The sequence below is a fragment of the Burkholderia sp. L27(2015) genome (assembly GCF_009765705.1).
Taxonomy (GTDB): Bacteria; Pseudomonadota; Gammaproteobacteria; order Burkholderiales; family Burkholderiaceae; genus LMUX01.
This window is the reverse complement of record NZ_LMUX01000017.1, coordinates 404,859-423,130: the sequence shown is the minus strand read 5'-3', so window position 1 is coordinate 423,130 and position 18,272 is coordinate 404,859. Positions and strand designations below refer to the sequence as shown.

16 protein-coding genes are annotated in these 18,272 nt (G+C 56.0%); 6 read left to right on the top strand and 10 right to left on the bottom strand.

Going from position 1 to position 18,272, the window contains the following annotated elements:
• Positions 1-328 precede the first annotated feature (328 nt).
• From GSQ77_RS15430 to GSQ77_RS15420, 3 genes are all read right to left on the bottom strand, one after another.
• The gene (locus GSQ77_RS15430; protein ID WP_158903610.1) at positions 329-727 is read right to left on the bottom strand and encodes a hypothetical protein; all 399 of its coding nucleotides are present in this window, start codon (positions 725-727) and stop codon (positions 329-331) included.
• Positions 728-801: 74 nt separating this feature from the next.
• Positions 802-1,281 carry a glycine zipper domain-containing protein gene (locus GSQ77_RS15425; protein WP_158903609.1) on the bottom strand — a complete coding sequence of 160 codons (480 nt, stop codon included), beginning with the start codon at positions 1,279-1,281 and terminating at the stop codon, positions 802-804.
• Positions 1,282-1,877: 596 nt separating this feature from the next.
• Positions 1,878-2,765: a LysR family transcriptional regulator gene (locus GSQ77_RS15420; RefSeq protein ID WP_158903608.1), complete on the bottom strand. Its 888-nt coding sequence runs from the start codon at positions 2,763-2,765 to the stop codon at positions 1,878-1,880.
• Between the two features lie 108 nt (positions 2,766-2,873).
• Here GSQ77_RS15420 and GSQ77_RS15415 point away from each other — a divergent pair, with 108 nt between their 5' ends.
• The 4 genes from GSQ77_RS15415 (at position 2,874) to GSQ77_RS15400 (ending at position 6,704) form a co-directional block, all read left to right on the top strand.
• Positions 2,874-3,629: an SDR family NAD(P)-dependent oxidoreductase gene (locus GSQ77_RS15415; RefSeq protein ID WP_158903607.1), complete on the top strand. Its 756-nt coding sequence runs from the start codon at positions 2,874-2,876 to the stop codon at positions 3,627-3,629.
• A gap of 35 nt (positions 3,630-3,664) precedes the next feature.
• Entirely contained in the window at positions 3,665-4,414 is a 750-nt protein-coding gene (locus tag GSQ77_RS15410) for an SDR family NAD(P)-dependent oxidoreductase (RefSeq protein WP_158903940.1), read from the top strand.
• Positions 4,415-5,026: 612 nt separating this feature from the next.
• Positions 5,027-5,410 (top strand): hypothetical protein, encoded by a 384-nt coding sequence (locus GSQ77_RS29970; protein WP_158903606.1) that lies wholly within the window; start codon positions 5,027-5,029, stop codon positions 5,408-5,410.
• 109 nt (positions 5,411-5,519) lie between these two features.
• Positions 5,520-6,704, top strand: a complete 1,185-nt coding sequence (locus tag GSQ77_RS15400; RefSeq protein ID WP_158903605.1) for a porin — start codon at positions 5,520-5,522, stop codon at positions 6,702-6,704.
• Between the two features lie 28 nt (positions 6,705-6,732).
• Here the strand turns inward: GSQ77_RS15400 and GSQ77_RS15395 are convergent, their stop codons facing one another.
• Positions 6,733-7,566, bottom strand: a complete 834-nt coding sequence (locus GSQ77_RS15395; RefSeq protein WP_158903604.1) for an oxidoreductase — start codon at positions 7,564-7,566, stop codon at positions 6,733-6,735.
• Between the two features lie 216 nt (positions 7,567-7,782).
• On the opposite strand from GSQ77_RS15395, the gene GSQ77_RS15390 reads away from it, so the two are divergent.
• Positions 7,783-8,730, top strand: coding sequence for an AraC family transcriptional regulator (locus GSQ77_RS15390; protein WP_254067640.1), 948 nt, complete (start codon positions 7,783-7,785; stop codon positions 8,728-8,730).
• Between the two features lie 315 nt (positions 8,731-9,045).
• On the opposite strand, the gene GSQ77_RS15385 is transcribed toward GSQ77_RS15390, so the two are convergent.
• The 6 genes from GSQ77_RS15385 to GSQ77_RS15360 form a co-directional block, all read right to left on the bottom strand.
• A complete protein-coding gene (locus GSQ77_RS15385; RefSeq protein ID WP_158903602.1) occupies positions 9,046-9,519 on the bottom strand; it encodes a hypothetical protein in 474 nt (157 codons plus the stop codon).
• A 1,274-nt stretch (positions 9,520-10,793) separates the two neighbouring features.
• Positions 10,794-11,105, bottom strand: coding sequence for a hypothetical protein (locus tag GSQ77_RS15380; protein ID WP_158903601.1), 312 nt, complete (start codon positions 11,103-11,105; stop codon positions 10,794-10,796).
• Between the two features lie 162 nt (positions 11,106-11,267).
• Complete coding sequence (locus GSQ77_RS15375; RefSeq protein ID WP_158903600.1) at positions 11,268-11,690, bottom strand: hypothetical protein; 423 nt, start codon at positions 11,688-11,690, stop codon at positions 11,268-11,270.
• Positions 11,691-11,727: 37 nt separating this feature from the next.
• The gene (locus GSQ77_RS15370; RefSeq protein WP_158903599.1) at positions 11,728-12,204 is read right to left on the bottom strand and encodes a hypothetical protein; all 477 of its coding nucleotides are present in this window, start codon (positions 12,202-12,204) and stop codon (positions 11,728-11,730) included.
• A 264-nt stretch (positions 12,205-12,468) separates the two neighbouring features.
• Positions 12,469-12,798 (bottom strand): hypothetical protein, encoded by a 330-nt coding sequence (locus tag GSQ77_RS15365; RefSeq protein ID WP_158903598.1) that lies wholly within the window; start codon positions 12,796-12,798, stop codon positions 12,469-12,471.
• Positions 12,799-12,968: 170 nt separating this feature from the next.
• On the bottom strand, positions 12,969-13,331 hold the full coding sequence (locus tag GSQ77_RS15360; RefSeq protein WP_158903597.1) for a hypothetical protein: 363 nt from the start codon (positions 13,329-13,331) through the stop codon (positions 12,969-12,971).
• Positions 13,332-14,233: 902 nt separating this feature from the next.
• Between GSQ77_RS15360 and GSQ77_RS15355 the strand changes: the two genes are divergently transcribed.
• The gene (locus GSQ77_RS15355; RefSeq protein WP_158903596.1) at positions 14,234-18,253 is read left to right on the top strand and encodes a CheR family methyltransferase; all 4,020 of its coding nucleotides are present in this window, start codon (positions 14,234-14,236) and stop codon (positions 18,251-18,253) included.
• Positions 18,254-18,272: the final 19 nt, after the last annotated feature.

The window sequence follows — 18,272 nt, the reverse complement described above, 5'->3', positions numbered from 1 at the left end:
TTTCCGATATTTCCGACTTGCGCCGCGATGGTGGTGCCGCGCCCGCGCTACGAGTGACGCGCGGCCGGGAGGGCTTTTCATTAGCGTCAATTTAGAATACTCGTGTATACACAAGTATTCTAATTAGTACATTCCCTACACGGAATCGCAAGATTTGATTGCAGCGGAAACGAGCGCGACACTTCCTTAAATCTGCGTCTTGCTCGAAATAGATGTGATGGATCGGCCGTTCGAGGCCGAAAATGGTATGGGCTTCGTGCGTGTGCGGCGCGAGACGGGCGGTCTACCGGCTGGCTTCGTCCAACTGTCCTTGTCGCGACAAAGCCAATCAAGACGGCGTGCAGACGCCGTACAGCACGAACACGTTTTCGTGGCTGACAAGCGTTGTCGACATGGCGCCGGTCTTCGTCTCCAAAGCAATGCCCCAGGCGTATCCCAATTCCGTGCCTTCAAGAAGCAGTTGGCCTTCGCCTGATTCCATAAAGCGAATCTCGGTGGTGCGCGTCGGCCCGACGACGAGTTTCTTCGCGAAATTGATGCGGATGAATTGCGGTGCACCCAATACTCCCGGCAGCGTTCGATAGCAAACTTCGCCAACTTCGCAGTAGTGCGCGTCGATGGTGGCGCACAAGAGCGGTTTGCTGCCGTCGAAGTCCGCGGCGAGCGCCCATGAGGGCGGCGAGCAAACCAGGACGACGAGTGCAGCTGCTCGGAATGTCTTCAGCATGGTGACTCCTTCTGCCTGTCGTGATCCAGTGAGCGAAGGTGCGGACCACGGATCGGGTGAGTGAGGGTCGACGTCTACTCGACGGTGTAGCCGCGCCCGGTCATGCATGCTCCCACCGCGCGGTTGTATGTCGAAAGCTGACTCGACGCCTGCTGCTGCATGCCTTGCTGCTGCGTGGCCATTTGCTGCTGCTCACGCCGCATTCGCATGCCGCTCCCCATCGTGCCCACGAGCGCACCGATTCCTGCTCCCTCGCCCCAATGGCCGCCGGCCGCTCCGCCGATCAGCGTTCCGAACAGCGCGCCGCCTGCGGCGCCACGGAACATTTGGCCTCCCTGTTGCTGTGGGGGCGGACTGTTCGCCATCCGCTCCGCGAGCGCGACGGGATCGACCCCGGTGGTTTGTTGCGCCCACGAGTGACATTGCGCTGTATCGGTTTGCTGTTGCTCCCAACTCTGGCCGCGCGCGGGATAAATGATGGGCTGTTGCGCTTGTACTGCAGGTACGAGCCAGAGCATCGTCAAGCCGATCCAGTATCGAGAAGTTCGTTGCATGGCTCAGAGTCCCATAAGTCTTTCGCGACCGGCTGCCTGCCTGAATGATCGGTGCTCATGCTTGAGGCACCGATGTGCGTCGCCCCAAAAAGCCGCACTTTCCGATAACCGCTGGTCCAGTTCGACTCAATGAAGTCAGTGGCCGACCCCAACGCCATATGAGGGATCGCCTGATAGATCATGCCTCTGTGCGGCCGCCAGCTCGCTTTCAATGATGGTCAAAGAGGGGGATCTGGCCGCTCCTGTACTGCGCTCGCACCTGAGTACGATGCATACCCCCATTGGAGACCGTAACGCTTGAGCGAATCGCAATCCGGCCTGCGATCGCTATTGGGTGAAGTCAATATATGTAGGGGACCATTAAAAAGCTATTGGCCTTTGGTCTTATACCGGGACGATACGCAGCCGCTTTTCAGTATGTTTTCCATGTGCAATTTCGTGGGCGGACTGTAACGATTTTTTAAAACCGTTCGTTGCGCAACGGCTTGCGCAGACGGGCCACCGCACTGCCGGCGAGGACCTGCTCGCGAAGCTCGAAGCCGGCTCTCTGCGGCGCCCAGTGATGTGCTGTTAGGTTACCTGAGGCACCGGTCTCGTCATCCGCTCTGAAGTCCGCTACTTAAATGCTTCACAAAGGCCCGCGCCGCCAGCTTAGCCGCCCTGCCTGCAGGAAAGACGGCGTTCACCGCTATCGCCCCCATCTTCCAGTGCTCCAAGACCCTGACAAGCGAGCCGTTCGACAACTCGGCCCGGCATCCCATCAAACCGCTTGATACGATACCGAGCCCGGCCACGGCGGCAGCGGTTGCCCCGTCGTTGCTACTCGTCGTGACTCGACCTTCGATCCGGAAAGATTGCACGCGCCCGTCAAGCTCGAACGACCAGTTGGTCGAATTCGCGTCAAGCGGTCCTATGATGATGTGATGTCCTTCCAGACCAAGTGGGGTCGTGGGACTTCCCGCGTGCTCCAAATAAGCGGGCGATGCCACCAGCACTTTCTCGTTCATACATAGCAAACGCGAAGTGGCACTGGAATCCTGAAGTGGGCCGAACCGCACGGCAACGTCGACTCCCTCTCGAATCAGGTCTTGTCGATGATCGTCCATCAGCAAGTTGAGCCTCAATGCAGGATGCTTGCCGAGGAAGTCCGGGAGACGAGGTATGACCTCGCGGATGGCAAAAGTAGCCGGCACTGCAACGCGCAGTTCTCCCCGAAGTTGATCGACGCCTCGCGCGGCCTGATTGGCTTCGTCGAGCGCAGCTAGGATGGGCTCAACACGGGCGAGGTATTCGGCGCCGGCCTCGGTCAGCGTAATTGCGCGCGTCGAGCGCAGGAGTAAGGCAGCACCGACATCCCCTTCAAGCGCGGCGATAGCGCGGGAGGCTGATGGCTGCGACATCGAGAACTCACGGCCAGCCTTCGAAATGCTTCCCGTGCGGACAACGCGGACGAAAAGTCGTAGTGCCGCGAGATTATCAGTCATGTCGGAGATGAATAACAGAAAGGCCGATTATGCGCCTTATCAAGGTCCGCTAATGGGGTGATCCTGACTCAAGGCCAACGCTGTTGGCTCTCTATTTAAGGATTCACCATGTCCAAGCAGCAAAAGTTGACCGGTAAGGTCGCCATCGTCACGGGCGCATCGAAGGGAATTGGAGCTGGTATTGCGAAGGAACTGGCGGCACAAGGCGCGTCGGTCGTAGTGAACTACGCATCTAGCAAAGATGACGCGGATCGGGTTGTTAGCGAAATCGTGAACGCTGGTGGCAAGGCGGCTGCCGTGCGAGCGAATGTGGCGGATCAAAGCGACATTGACGGTCTCTTCGCGGCGACGAAAAAAGCCTATGGAAAGCTCGACCTCCTCGTCAACAACGCCGGTATTTATGCGTTCGCCCCGCTCGGATCGATCACTGGCGAAAGCATCGAATCCATGTTCAGCACCAATGTCACGGGCCTGTTGTTCGCCAGTCAAGCGGCGCTCGCAGCGTTCCCGGCCGAAGGCGGCAGTATTGTAAACATCGGCTCGGTTGTCGGCGAGCTTACACCGCCGACGTCGGCTGTCTATTCAGGAACCAAAGGGGCGGTCAACTCGATCACCCGAGTACTTGCGAAAGAGCTGGGCTCCAAGAACATCCGGGTCAATGCGGTTAATCCGGGTGCGGTCAAGACAGAAGGCTTCAAGTCGGCTGGACTCGAAGGCGACTTCGAGGCACAAATGGTTGCCGCGACACCGCTTGGCCGAGCTGGGCAGCCGGGTGACATCGCAACGATTGTCGCTTTCCTGGCGTCGGACGACGCTGGATGGATCACAGGCTCGTTGATCGACGCCGCAGGCGGTTCGCGTTAATCGCGCCCACTGGACTCCTAATGGACAAAATCAAAATGGGTAAGCTTCAAGGCAAGATTGCCGTCATCACCGGCGGCAGCAGTGGGATAGGTCTCGCTACCGCAGTCAGATTTGTTGCGGAGGGCGCGCACGTGTTTATCTTTGGACGACGTCAGAGCGAACTGGACAAGGCGACAGGCATAATCGGCTCCAACGTCACTGCCGTTCAGGGCGATATCACGAGCCTCGATGATCTCGAGCGTCTCTACGAGACGGTGAGGCGCGAGAAACAAGGGCTCGATATTATTGTGGCCGGAGCAGGCTACGTCGAAGTCGCTAGCACCGAGACAGTGACGTCCGAGCATTTTGACAAGACATTCGGCGTCAACGCGCGCGGCACGTTCTTTACCATTCAAAAGGCACTCCCACTTCTGCGCGATGGCGCGTCCATCGTGTTGATATCGTCCGGGATGCATATGAAAGGCTTTCCTGCCTACGGCACCTATTCGGCGAGCAAGGCGGCGATCCGCTCGTTTGCGCGGACCTGGGCGGCGGAATTCAAAGGGCGTGGCATTCGCGTCAACACCCTGAGTCCTGGTCTGATCGAGACACCGATCATAGATCCGCAGTTCACTACGAAGGAAGAGGCCAACGCCGCACGTGCGATGTTTGAGCAAATCACTCCGCTAGGCCGAATAGGCCGTGCTGACGAGATGGCAGCAGCGGCGCTATTTCTTGCCTCTGGCGACAGCAGCTACAGCACCGGCATTGACTTGGTCGCGGACGGCGGCATTACACAGCTATAGCCAATCGAAGTCGCGCCAAAGGCGGCTTCGGAGACACTCCTTGAGTGTTTCGACAGCGTTGAGGTCGCACCTTGCTGACGGATATACGTCAGCAAGGTGCGTTTCCCTCATTGGCCGCTTGCGGCTTGCACCAGACCTTCGTGGATCGCTGACGCTGAGCGCACGGCCCGCACGCTGGCGTTCGAACGCTCCTATATGAGACCATCACGCCGATTCACCGAACATTAAATGACATTCAATCATTAATGAATTGATACTCATGCTGTTGGTAGATCACCTTGGTGTGAGCACAATGACTCAAATCCGTCGTAGTGGGAGAGTTTCCCGCGCCGACCGTCACCAAGGAGAAATAGCAATGACTAGTCAGAACACTCATGTCCTGCGTCGAGCACTGCCGTATGCCGCAATCGTCGGATCAATGCTACTTGGCGCGCCCGCCTGGAGCCAGGCCAATAAGCAGCCAGGCCCTTCGCCCACAGATACCATCAACGTTCCGACGATGAAAGACGATCTGGCGCAGCGCTCATCGGATATTCATTGGCCTGAAGGTTTCGATCCAATGAACGCAGACTTATTCGCGCACAAATTAATGTCGATGCGTCTTGCCAACGCGTGTGGGACCGGATCATTGATGCCGACCAATGGCCGAAGTGGTATCCGAACTCGGAGAATGTTCGAATCGTCAGCAACGCCGACACGCACCTTAAAGCAGACGCTGTGTTCCGTTGGACGACGTTCGGCCTTCCATTAGAAAGCAAAATCCACGAGTTCGTGGCGGGGTCTCGTATTGGTTGGTATGGCTATGCACCTGGCACCGCCCCGACTTTTTACCATACGTGGTACCTGGTACCGGAAGGCAACACCTGCCACGTCGTGATGGAGGAGGTTGGAAAAGGACATGATGCCGCACATTTGCGGGCAACGGATGAAGGCCTTATGCATAGAGGGCACAATGTGTGGCTCGTTACGTTGAAGTGGATGTCGGAGATCCAGTAACTCCGTTCCTGCAGCAAACCTGACACCAGACCTTGCACAAGCTCGCGTGAGCAACTACATTGGTTTAAACACGCGTCATCCATTCGCCATGTATTCAGAGGTTATTTCAATGAAGAAATTTCTTTTAGCGGGTGCGATTGCGAGCACGGTCTCGATCACCGCGCACGCACAGAGCAGCGTGGTGCTGTATGGCATCCTTGATGAGGGCGTACAGTTCAGCAGCAACACCAAGAATGTCGTGAACGGCACCAATGTGGGTGGGCGCCAAGTTGCTCTGGATTCCACTAGCGGCCCTAACGGCAGCCGCTGGGGCCTGAGAGGGGCTGAAGATCTGGGTGGTGGCCTGAAGGCGATCTTTACCCTTGAATCGGGGATCAATCTGAACACCGGTGCGTTCGCACAAGGTGGCACGGCGTTCGGCCGGCAAGCGTTTGTCGGGTTGAGCAGCGCGCAATACGGTACGTTGACGATGGGCCGCCAGTACGACTCGGTAGTGACTTATGTTCAGCCGGTGGCGGCATACGGATATATCGCAGGCTCGAATTTGTTCGAACACCCGGGCGACTTGGACAACCTCGGCAATACCTTGCGTACCAACAACACCATCAAGTACGGAAGCCCGAACTTTAACGGCTTGACCGTCGGCGCGGAAGTCAGCCTGGGCGGCCAGGCCGGCAACGTCACCGGCGGCGGCGGATATTCCGCGGGCGCAGCGTATGCCACCGGCCCGCTCACGTTGGGCGCCGGTTACAACTACTTCAAGAATCCGACGGGCACAGCCGGCACAGGCTTGTTCACCGACAACCAGAACGGTGCCACGGTACTGAGCGGCACCTTGAACAGCGGCTACACTGCGGCCACTTCGTATCAGGTCGCAGCCGCCGGTGGCACCTACAAGATCGGACCGGCCACGATCGGTGTCACGTATTCGAACACCCAATACGGCAACGCCGTGAGCGGCGGTGCAAAAGCAACGTTCAACAGTGGCGAAGTGGGTTTGAAATGGGAGTTCAAGCAAAACCTTTTTGTGGCCGCAGCATATGACTACACCAAAGGCAACAGCGTGACGAACGCCACCGGGCAGACAGTCGGCAATCAACACTACAACCAACTCAGCTTGATGAGCGATTACGGACTGTCCAAACGCACCGACGTCTATGTCCTAGGCACGCTGCAAAAAGCGTCCGGGATCAGTTCGACCGGCGCCCCCGCTGTGGCCGATATAGGCAACTTGGGCGATTCATCGAACAGCCGCCAGGCTATTGTGCGTGTAGGCCTACGTCACAAGTTCTAAGCACACTTGATGTTAACCGGTCAACCGCTCAGCCGTCCGTCGACCGCGTGACTTCCTCCCACGCATCGATCTCCGCCGCATAGCTTGCCAGCTTCTCACGCACCAGCGTCAGCGCATCGGTCCCGAGTAACAGATGAGCAGGGGGGTTATCGCTCCCAATCACCGTCAAGATCGCTTTAGCCGCCTTGGCCGGATCACCGAGTTGCTTACCGCTTTTCTCCTCGCGTGCCTTTCGGATAGGATCGAACAGCGTATCGTAATCGGCGATGCTGCGGGCAGTGCGAACCATCGAACGTCCCGCCCAGTCAGTACGAAATGAGCCCGGCGCCACAGCCGTAACGGCGATATTAAACGGCTTCAATTCCTTGTATAGCACCTCGGAAATTCCCTCAAGTGCAAACTTGCTCCCACAGTAGTAAGCGATGCCTGGCAGCGTGATGAAACCGCCCATCGACGTGATGTTGATGATCTGGCCACGCCGACGCTTGCGCATGTACGGCAGTAGCGCCTTCGTGACGGCGACGGCGCCATAGACGTTGACGTCGAACTGGCGTTGCATCTCGTTGAGTGGGGACTCTTCGAGAACGCCCTCATGGCCATAGCCGGCGTTGTTGACCAACACGTCAATTGGCCCAACACTGGCTTCCACTTCGGCCACTACGCCATCGATCGTGTCAAACTCGGTGACGTCCAGAATCCGGCCGAACATCCTCGCTGGGTTCAGCGCTTCAAGTTCACGTTTGGCCGAATCGCCGCGCACCGTTCCGACCACCGTGTGACCGGCTTCAAGTGCCGCAATGGCAAGGGCACGCCCGAAACCGCTACTGGCGCCTGTGATGAAAATGGTTTTCTTTGTTGACATGTTTTCTCCCGGGGCAGAGCAATATTGAAAGGATGACGCCGCATAAACGAACACGGCGTCACGCAACGAATCCGACAGGTCAATCATAGGATTTCAGGACCTGCCCCGCGATATCTATTCGTCTATCCTTATTGCCTATTCCTATGAGAATAGTCCTGATTCAGGCGATCCACGATATAGTTCGAGGAAGCTGATGTACCAACAATGGAGGGTCGCTTGACCGGTTCTAATTGTGATGACGGGAGCCGTCAACTGACGATCGCGCTGCTGGAAAAGCTGGCGCCACGAGAAGGCTACAACCTGACCGCTCTGGAGGGCATCCGTCTTTTGCGCTCCAACCGGCCACTTAGCCGGACTCCGGTACTGTATGACCCTGGCATCGTGATCGTTTGCCAAGGCCGCAAACGGGGTTTCTTCGGCGATCGCGTCTACCTCTATGACGAAAGACATTACCTCGCTGTTTCAGTCCCGGTACCGTTCACGATGGAAACCGAAGCCAGTGCGGAAAAACCTCTACTGGCGATCTACATGCATCTCGATTTCAAGCTTGCAGCGGACCTGATGCTGCAGATTGACGAACGCAATGATAGTGAGCGTACCAAACCGGCGGGCATGATTTCGTCGCCGATCGATCAGCAACTCGGCGCGTCGGTACTGCGTTTTCTCCAGGCACTGAGTCGCCCACAGGAAGCTGAAATCCTCGGGCCCGCGCTGGTCCGCGAAATCTATTTTCGTGTCTTGACCGGCGAACAGGGGGGATCGATGCGCTCGGCGCTCACGACCCAAGGGCAGTTTGGAAAAATCTCGCGGGCGTTACGCCGAATCCACGCGTCGTTTAGCGAAGGGCTGAACATTGAGCAACTGGCAAGCGAAGCTGGCATGAGCACGCCGACATTCCATAGCCATTTCAAGGCGGTGACGAATACGTCGCCGATTCAATACCTGAAATCGATTCGTCTGCACCAGGCGCGGCTGCTGATGGTACGCAACGGGATGACTGCGGCCGCGGCATGTAACGAAGTCGGTTACGAAAGCGCATCGCAGTTTAGTCGAGAGTTCAAGCGGCTATTCGGTCTGAGTCCGGCGGAGGAAGCCAAGCGAATGAAAGCGAATTTTAGTATTCCCCCCGCACATGGTGGCTCCGAATACGTATCGTCGCATTGAGCTTGCCGCGCGTCAGGGGCGTCAACTCGACGATACGACGCTGCTGCGATGGCCAGACGATATCGGTCGCGAATGCCCAGGTCGTCAACGCGACGAAGAGCCACGCGATCCGCGCTGGAGCGACCCATAGGAACAGCAGATCGAGTGCGAGTAAATACGTTGTCGGAGGTATGCTCTTGGCCGGCTGCCGTCGACCCGTTGCGGCCGCTCGCGGTCCTACATACCCGCCATTCGACACGGTGCTATACCGTCACTTCGAAGAAAGAATGGCGACCGTCTGCCGAGAATGGACTTTTATGCTCGGTTCAAAACGATTTAGCGCTGACGCTCGGCGTCCTCTTTCCGATATAAAGAAACGATGAGGTTTGCGCCATATTCCAGTTCCAGTCGCTCTCGTGCATCATCCAAATCTCGCGCAGTGAATGTGATTCGGCGGGATGGTTCATCGGAGTCGCGCCACGATAGCAAGGCTTCATAGGCTTGCATGTTCTCATTCTTAACGCCCCCCCAACGATTCCTGTTCTCTATAACTTCAGTTTTCACGAGGTCGTCCGGGATAAAACCAATTTCGCATTTCTCGCAATAGAGTCCACGAAGAAATTGTGCCAATGGCGCCGGGTGTATTGCTTGCGGGCAGCATTCATCGATTGCCAATTGATCGGGACGTTTGTATCCAGCCCGCTCTTCAGGGGCGGTCCGCAGTCCGATCATCAAAAGCTTGGACTTGACATCAACTTCAGAGCGGCATTTTGGGCAGCGTCGATCAGAAATTGTCGAAATGTTTTTCATTGATATGCCTCAGATGTGGGCCAATTTCAGTCTCGCAGCGCTCCGCCCACGGCAGGTACCACTACATCGAGATGAGTGCAGGGGGCTTGGAGTTTTGCATAAGAGAAGTCAGCAATGTCGCGCCGCTCAGCATCCGCAATGATCGCGACGCCTTGGGAAACTCGCTTACCTCCATTGGTACGAGGCAGCGTTCAAGAGCTGCGCCCGTGTCTGGCTCGGCAGCCAAGGAAAACGAGCGATGAGAGACTGGTCGGCAGCTGCCGCACCCTGCGATAGCAAGGGATGCCTCCAATGGTCAGCTCTACACACCTCTTTCCAAATTTCGGCCAGTTCGGCACGGTCATCGTTTGAAAGAAATGCATGAGCCTTAGTTCTCTCATAAAATTCCCAGGGCCGAGTCCAACCCGTGAAGGCATCGACTGCCACAATGACATTTGATTGGTTCATGGATTTTTGCAAATGACACTTGTAAGGATTGGTCAATTTCGCCAAGTAACTTTCTCGAACCTGCCATAGCCCCAGATCTCTTTGAGCATCAGTGAAGCCATTCGGCCCGTCAATTTTCCCTTGTAGCAAGTGGGCTCATTGATTCCGGTCAGAAAGACACTGGGATTACAATTACTTCGACAGAATATTATCGTGCGCCGGTTGACTGCAATACCTCAGATTTCTGATGCGCATGTCTCTCCAACTTGTTCTAAGCCAATCGATGAGAATCGTCTAATGCCATGTAACTGCAAAGACCTGGCGCGCATAATTCGCGTGAACGGGACGTTACAGCAACTTTATCCGGATTTTAAGCACGTTGCTACGGGGGCGTGGAAAGCTCTAGTCCAGTGCCCTGACTGCGGGCAGCTTTGGAGCGTCGACGAATGGGACAAATATCAAACGCAGCTAGCGATAAAACTCGAGGCCGTCGAGACGTGGTCTCAGAGCGACGAAACTCATCGTAAAGCCTTTCTAATGCAATCTAGAGGGCTTAGTACGCAACGCTGCATGTGGAACGGTTGCGGCGAGGCGCAGTTAAATAACAGTGCGTACTGTGTCGATCATCTCTATGCGGTCGGCGTTCGCGAGTAGAGACGTGTTTCGCGACTTCGACGCCGTGGTTTGTTGCTATCGATTGTCGATTTGTGCGGCGGCGCCGACCGGCGGCTACTGGCCGGCTGTGATCTTACCCACGCGACCTGCTCATGTCGGCCCGTTGCAATCAGTCGGAATCGCCGGAAACGGACAGTCGAAGTTCACTTGGGGAGTGGGGGAATGGCTTGTCGTCAACAGGAGTTCTGAATCTGCGCGAGTTCTGTCGAGATGTCACCAAGAATGCGCAATTGAATAAATGAGTCTTTGGCAACGCGCTCCGGCTCGACGACAAGCAAGTGAGCGTAGCCGTCCGCCACCTTGCCACGGGTTCCTTCAATGACCAATTCAATCGCGGCGCGGCTTGGATTTCCATCAAGCACCGCAAGCAGAGCCGCGTGGAATTTCTCATTGAAAGACGAAATATGTTGAAGTTGCTTTGCTTCCCAGGTCGAAGTAAGCCACGACAGGTTTTCCCGCAACCGGTCCGTCAAGTGAATGGGCATTCCGCATTCTCCGCAAGGTGGGTCCACCTGCTAGCGAACTCAGCGGTGGGTGAATCCTTCTGATTGTGGCCAATGTATCGAACGGTGTCGAGTATCCGAAATTGGCCAGCTGCCGCCGACCCGAAGCGGACCTCCAAGGCATTGTGAAAGCGGCCGTTCAGTTCAATCGATATGCCGCAACCATGTATCCTCATCGCACAGACAAACGGTATCGCGGTTCTCATACCACCCGTTCACTTCAGGAAGCGACCTCACCACGTCCGGAACGCCCCCCACAAATTGCACTAGACACACTGTCTTCCAGCCATGAGGAATCTCGTCAAATGGCTTGGCGAATTGCTGCGTAACCGCCATGACCTGGCAATTGGTGCGGGTAACCAAATGGGGCTGCTTTTCGGGGAAAAGGGTTGTGAATTTTCGACCTATCGGGATGTCCGCGTAGGCAAACGAGATAAACAATATCTCGCTATCAATTGGTCTGCTTTTCGGAAGCCCCGCGTTGAGGATAGCCAACGCTGACCGCGAGGCTCGTCCTTCGACAATAAGAGTACGCTCCTGCACCGGGGTATTTGCTTCGGATCGCACGACTCGTTTCCCTTACCTTTGTTGTCAGATATTGGAATCAACGGATGGGAGCGTTCTCACTCCGCATCGGGAATTGTTCCAAGATTACATCACATGAGGCAATGATCGATGACAACAAGGTCTGATCGAATTGTTGTTTGAAAAGATGCTGTTGATTCACTTGATCTGGGGTAAGCGCAATACGCAGATCGAAATGGCCAAGGCCCTTTGCCGCAACAGTGATGTCCAGATTTGGCTCGAGGCAATGTAGCCCAGCTTCACCCGCTAGCGTCCTATACAGCCGTCGACAACCGTCCGCCAAGCTAGATATCTCATCGAGCCGAACAAAAGAGCCATGCGCCACTACGGCGGCATCTGGACAGATGTAGCATGCAGTAACGAGCAGCCAATTTCCGTCCCAATAATCTATTGCTTCCGGAAATTGTCGGCCGTGAACCCAAAGACTAAAGCCGCCGATTCGTAGATCAGCATCGCCTAGTTCATCGATTTTTTCGAGGTCTGCACGCGCAATCATGGCCATCACCGATAAACGATTTTCGAAACCGTCTGAATCAGCGAGTCAACGGATGTCATCTCATCTGCCAGAAGGGCGAAATGGTTTGCACGTACGGTACGTAGCGCCTCATATAGGTTTGCCCAGTCATCCGTCAATCCCGAAGATAGTGGCCAGCCACGGAGAAAATCACGCAACGGTGTAACCGCCCGTCGCTCGCACCAGCCATCAAAAAGCCTTGCGCAAGCCGCATGAATATCCTGGGGGCCTCCCAATCGATCTTTTTCACTTTGCACGGTTAGCCTCCTGTTCCTCTGCCAACAGTTCTCTCCCGGTCAAACTGGCTTCGCCCAATAAGATTCTCAATTTTTCGTTCGTCGCATTGACATCACTTGGAGCAATCTGGTGACCGTTGATCGGGTGAATAATCAGGTCATTGATACTGCCCATTCCGCCAAACGCTGACAGGAAATGCTCCAGTCCGTAAGCGTCAAGGCTCTCGACTAACATCAAATCCCGCGCAATCCAGTCCTCCCAGCGAGCTTCCCCGACATCACCCAGAAGCTGCCTGATATCAGCTAAGAGCTTGCACAGCCTGGCAATTTTGGCATCCATAGCTAGTCCCCGAATAAGTATGGTCAAGACAGTGCGCGCTACCCTTGATCTGCCGCTCCTCACACCCTATCCAAAACCATGTTCCGCATTCGTACCCACCTCTAGATCGGGGCAAGAATGCTTTGCGACGGCCGATATTGTCTTGCCGACATTCAGCAATGTCCGAAACGTCAATGGCCAACATCCGTGACATGCACCTTTCCGCTTGCACCTATGATGTAGTCGACCGCAATGGGTTCTCCTGGGGATGCTTCAAACGGGCCTGGAAACTCAACTTCCTGCCCTTCAATTTTGAAGATGAACAGCCGGGTATAGTTGAACCTCTGCTTTGTACCGGGTCGCGGGAGTCGCACATCTTCCAGCGTGGTGACCGCATGGTGTGGCGTCTGATCGCGATACTCAATCTCGTAGCGTCCGAGCAGGTAAATATAGAGGGCCGTACCCACTGCAAGCATCCCACCGAGCATTAGGAAAGGCCCGCCCCATAGTTGCATATAGGCGTCCAGGCTGGCCCAGGTACTTTTTGATTTCATTTCGTAAGAGACGGAGCGGCAGAGTCTATATGCGCTTAACTGAACTCATTAACGGCTCATTCGTCCTCAACTTGAGGGGCATAGTCATTGTCAGTGACTGATGAAGTTTCAGGATGTCCGCTCTGCGCCTATCGGCTCGCAGACGAACGTCCGCAACTGGCCGCACCCGGAAGTTCGCACTGACCTCGCACAACGCGGATCGCTTGGAGGTTCGAACTGCGCATGTCGACCCATTCTGGCCGTACGACCAAAATACGCCGCTGTCTGCTTTTGCTCCAGAATGGGACACCCGCTATCAACGCAATCGTCGAACACCTCTGCCAATCAATGATTGCTCGATTAATAGAATCACGCATTTAGGTTCGGGAACGTTAATTGCTGTCTTAACGGGGTGACACCCGTCACTAGGAGAGCGACATGCGTGTCAATTCCATCTTTGATCTCATTGATAGCCAGAAAGCCCCACATTTTTGTAGGCACGCGCAACCGGATGGAATGTCGTGAGCTCGCTCCAGAAACCAACAAGTACACCGTCAACACCCGACGTGCCAGAGGAAACCGGTCTCCCGACCCCTGGCAGCGTACCCCCAGAGCGCGGTAAACCCAAGATACCTCCCGTGGTTATACCCGCTTCGCCGAACCCGGCGCATCCCCCGCGTGACGAAATGTCAAAGATACCGATTCGGTATTAAGCCGCCAGTCCGGCGCAGCGAAGTTCTCATTTCTCAGCCGCCGGTTCTTGCCACTCCCTATACGATGCGCAAATAGGCGTTCGCGGCCCGATCGTGGCTTGAAAACGGCATGTCGACGCCGAGGGCGTCAGATCATCTTCATGGCCATTTCCCGTTGCGAAACCGGATCGCGCGCATACTAACTGCCTAATCTTTCGGCACGACAATTCCATGCATTTAATTCTACCGGCGCCGATTCCGCCGCGCATCGTCGCGATTGGGAGCTCAGCGGGCGCGCTCCCGGCGCTGAAGAAATTCTTTCAAGCCTGCTCGGCTCCGCCCCGAGATGTCGCGTTTGTGATTGTCGTCCACTTGTCGCCAGATTCACCCAGCCACCTCGCTGAGATCCTCGGCAAGGACAGCGCGCTCCCAGTATCGGTCATTCAAGACGGCGCTCAGCTCGCGTCCGGCAACGTTTATGTGATCGCATCGGGGACGTCTGTCGAGGTGATTGATGGGGCGTTTAAATTGCGCCGCGCTGCCGAGCGACCGCTGGTGTCGATGCCGATCGATTTATTTTTCAATTCGTTGGCGCAGGAACAGGGGGAACGCGCTATCGCCATCGTGTTGACCGGAGCGAACGCGGACGGCTCAGTGGGCGTGAGAGCCATCAAGGCGCAGGGTGGGATGGTGATGGCGCAAGCGCCAGATACCGCCGAGCAGGATGCGATGCCCAAAAGCGCAATCGCAACGGGGGTGGTCGACTATATATTGCCCGTCGAACAATTGCCGCTCGCACTTTTCGATTACATCGAAGGCTCCAGCGTGGCGACAGGCGCAGACCTCGCAGAGAAAAAGCGGTTGATCGATCTGGAGCCGGTGCTCGACGCGCTTCTTGTCTCAGGTTGCGACTTTCGGGGTTACAAGCGAGGCACAATCGAGCGGCGGATCGCGCGGCGCATGGTGGTCAATCGTATCGACAATTTCACCGCGTATTGCCGATTTTTAAATGCGACGCCTGCTGAAACCAAGGCACTCAGTCTCGATATGATGATAGGTGTCACAGAATTCTTCCGCGACCCTGATGCCTGGGATGCGTTAGTTGAACATGTCTTGGACGAATTGCTCGCAGAACCGGATACGATGCAGCCGTTGCGGATATGGGTGCCTGGCTGCGCGACAGGCGAAGAAGCTTATTCCATGGCCATGCTGCTCACTGAGCAGATAGAGCAACGTGCGATCAAGCGTACGTTCCTAATTCTGGCGACCGACATGAATCGACTCGCGCTAGGCCGGGCGCGCCGCGGTATCTACACGTCGAGTGCCGTTTCGTCGCTCGGGGAAGCCCGATTGGCAAGGTTTTTCAATGCGCACGGCGACGACTACCAAATCAAGCCGGAGCTTCGCGCGACGATTCTGTTCGCGCCGCAGAACCTGATAGCCGATCCCCCATTCTCGCGGCTCGATCTCATTAGCTGTCGCAACCTGCTTATTTATCTTGAGCAGGATGCCCAGCAAAGTGTCTTCGAGCTGTTTCATTTCGCATTAAATCCGAGAAAATATCTTTTCCTAGGGCGATCGGAAAGCACGAGCCCGGGATCAAGCCACTTTCAGGAGACGTCAAAAGCGTGGCGCATTTATCAGCGCGGGCCATCGGTCACGCCCAGCGATGCGAGCTATCGATTCGTAACCAAAGCCGTCCATCGTCAAGAGGTGACGCGCGAGCGTAGGATCGTCGGGCATCGGAAGGGACATGCAGAACTGGTCAATGAAACGCTGTTGGCTCGGGACCATGCCGCATCGGTCCTGATTAACGAAGCTCAGCAAGTTCTCTATGTTAGTGGCGCCGCCGATGAGTACCTCAAGCAACCACCGGGTGAACCCAGTGTGAGCATTCTTGACATCGCTCGCGAGGAATTTCGCCTTAAATTGCGTATCGTGTTACGCCGCGCAAATCAAGAACCCGCCGACGATTGTGTCACTGAGATAGTACGCAATGGTAGCGCCCCGGCGGTAGAAATCACCGTGCTCCGACCGTCGGGCACTGTTGGTACGAGGAACGGCTTTGTTGTCGTATTTGCCCGACTGCCCGCGGTCGAACGCGAGGAAGAGGCTCACTCATGGGGCGAAGATCCCGACGTGCATCATCTTGAACAGGAGCTTCGGACCACCCAAGTCGAATTTGCTAGCGTGATCGAGGACCTCGAAAACAGCAATAGCAATCTGAGAGTATCGAACGAAGAGATTTTGTCGATTAACGAGGAGCTACGATCCTCCAACGAGGAGCTCGAGGTTTCCAAGGAGGAACTTCAGTCGGTCAATGAGGAGGTGAGCGTTATCAATGCTCGGTTGGAGGAAAAGGTGCGTGAACTCGAGGCCCTGAGCTCCGATATGACTAACTTGCTCGCCAGCACGCAGATCGCCACGTTGCTTCTCGATCAAGATGGCCTGATCAGACGCTTTACGCCGAGCGCTGCCCGAATTTTCGGACTCGCGCTGCCGGACATAGGGCGTGCCATACGCGATATTCCAGGGAATCCATTCAGTACTTCGTTGCTTGCAGACGTTCAGGAAGTTTTCTCGAAATCGGCTCAGCAGACAGAGAAGGAAATCGGAACCGCGACCGGCGAATGGTACGTCCGACGCGTGATGCCTTACCTTGCCGACCACCGAGCTTCGGCTGGAGTGGTAGTCACACTGACCGACGTGACCCGTATGCGTGAAGCGAACGAACAGTCTCGCCGCTTGGCCGCCGTTGTGCGGGACTCGAACGATGCGGTTACCGTATTCGACTTGAAAGGCCGCTTCATTGCGTGGAATCGAACCGCGACTGCGATGTATGGGTATAGCGAGGCCGAGGCTCTGAAAATGAATGTAGTCGACTTGTTGCCCAAAGGCGCTAGGCAAGAGCACCTCGATTTCATCGAGCGCGGCTCGGTCGATAAAGCGCTGCATTCATACGAAACGCAACGGATTGCCAAGAATGGCAAAGTGATCAATATGTGGGTCACCCTGTCGCTCCTTTCGGACGAATTCGGCAATCTGACCGCTGTCGCGACAACGGAACGCGACCTTGCCGACCGAAGCAGAAGCAATGCCCAATTGCGTGAGCGAGCGGAACGTCTCGCCCTGGCCGATGAGCGCAAGAACGAGTTTTTGGCGATGCTCGGCCACGAGTTACGTAATCCACTCGCGGCACTGAGCGCTTCGGCCAACGTGCTCGCTACCGAAACCGCTCATGCGGATCAAAAAGCCTGGGCGGTTGGCGTCGTTCAAAGACAATGCCGCGCCATGACGCGCCTAGTCAACGATATGCTCGATCTCACCCGCATCACGCGCGGCAGCATCGAGCTGCATCGTCAGCCGGCCGAGCTGAAAACCATTATCGAGAGCGCGATCGAGGTATGTCAACCCATCGTCGATGAGCGGAATCACCGCTTGTCGATTTCGATGCCAGATGAAACGGTCTGGTTATACGTCGATGCCACGCGCCTTTCGCAGGCCGTGGAGAATATCCTGATCAATGCGGCTAAATACACGGCGCCGGGAGGCGAGATCAGCCTGGATGCGCAAAAGATAGGCGCTCGCGTTTCGTTACGCATTAAGGACAACGGCCGCGGCATCGCGCCTTCGATGCTCGATACGCTCTTCGACCTATTTATTCAGGGCCCCGTTTCCCATGACCACCCGAACAACGGCTTGGGCGTTGGCCTTTCCGTCGTGCGGCGCCTCGTCGAACTGCATGGCGGGACCGTCAAGGCCTTGAGCGATGGCAGCAACGGTAGCGAATTCGTTGTCGATTTGCCGATTGACGTCGTACCTCCCGGTGTCAGCGCGGAGGCCGTCACAGAAATGCCAGTCGGGACCCGTTTCAAGCGCATTCTCATCATCGATGACAATACCGATGCGAGCGAAGCGTTGGCTATTCTGCTCACGAGCGAAGGTCATGAAGTCGAGACTCGTGTTGATGGCCCGCAGGGCATCAACACGATGGCGACTTTCAAGCCCGATATCGTTTTGTTGGACATCGGATTACCGGGAATGAGCGGCCTTGACGTCGCGAAGCGGATACGCAGCGCTGAGGAGACTCGCACCACCACGCTGATTGCACTGACCGGTTACGGACAGGCTGATGACCGAATCCGATCGGCCGAAGCCGGTTTTGATTTCCACCTGACGAAGCCGGTGGACCTGGGCTTGTTAATCCAGTTGCTTGCGTCCGCAGCGAAATCAGAAACGAAGATCGAGTGATCGATCAAGGACAACGAGG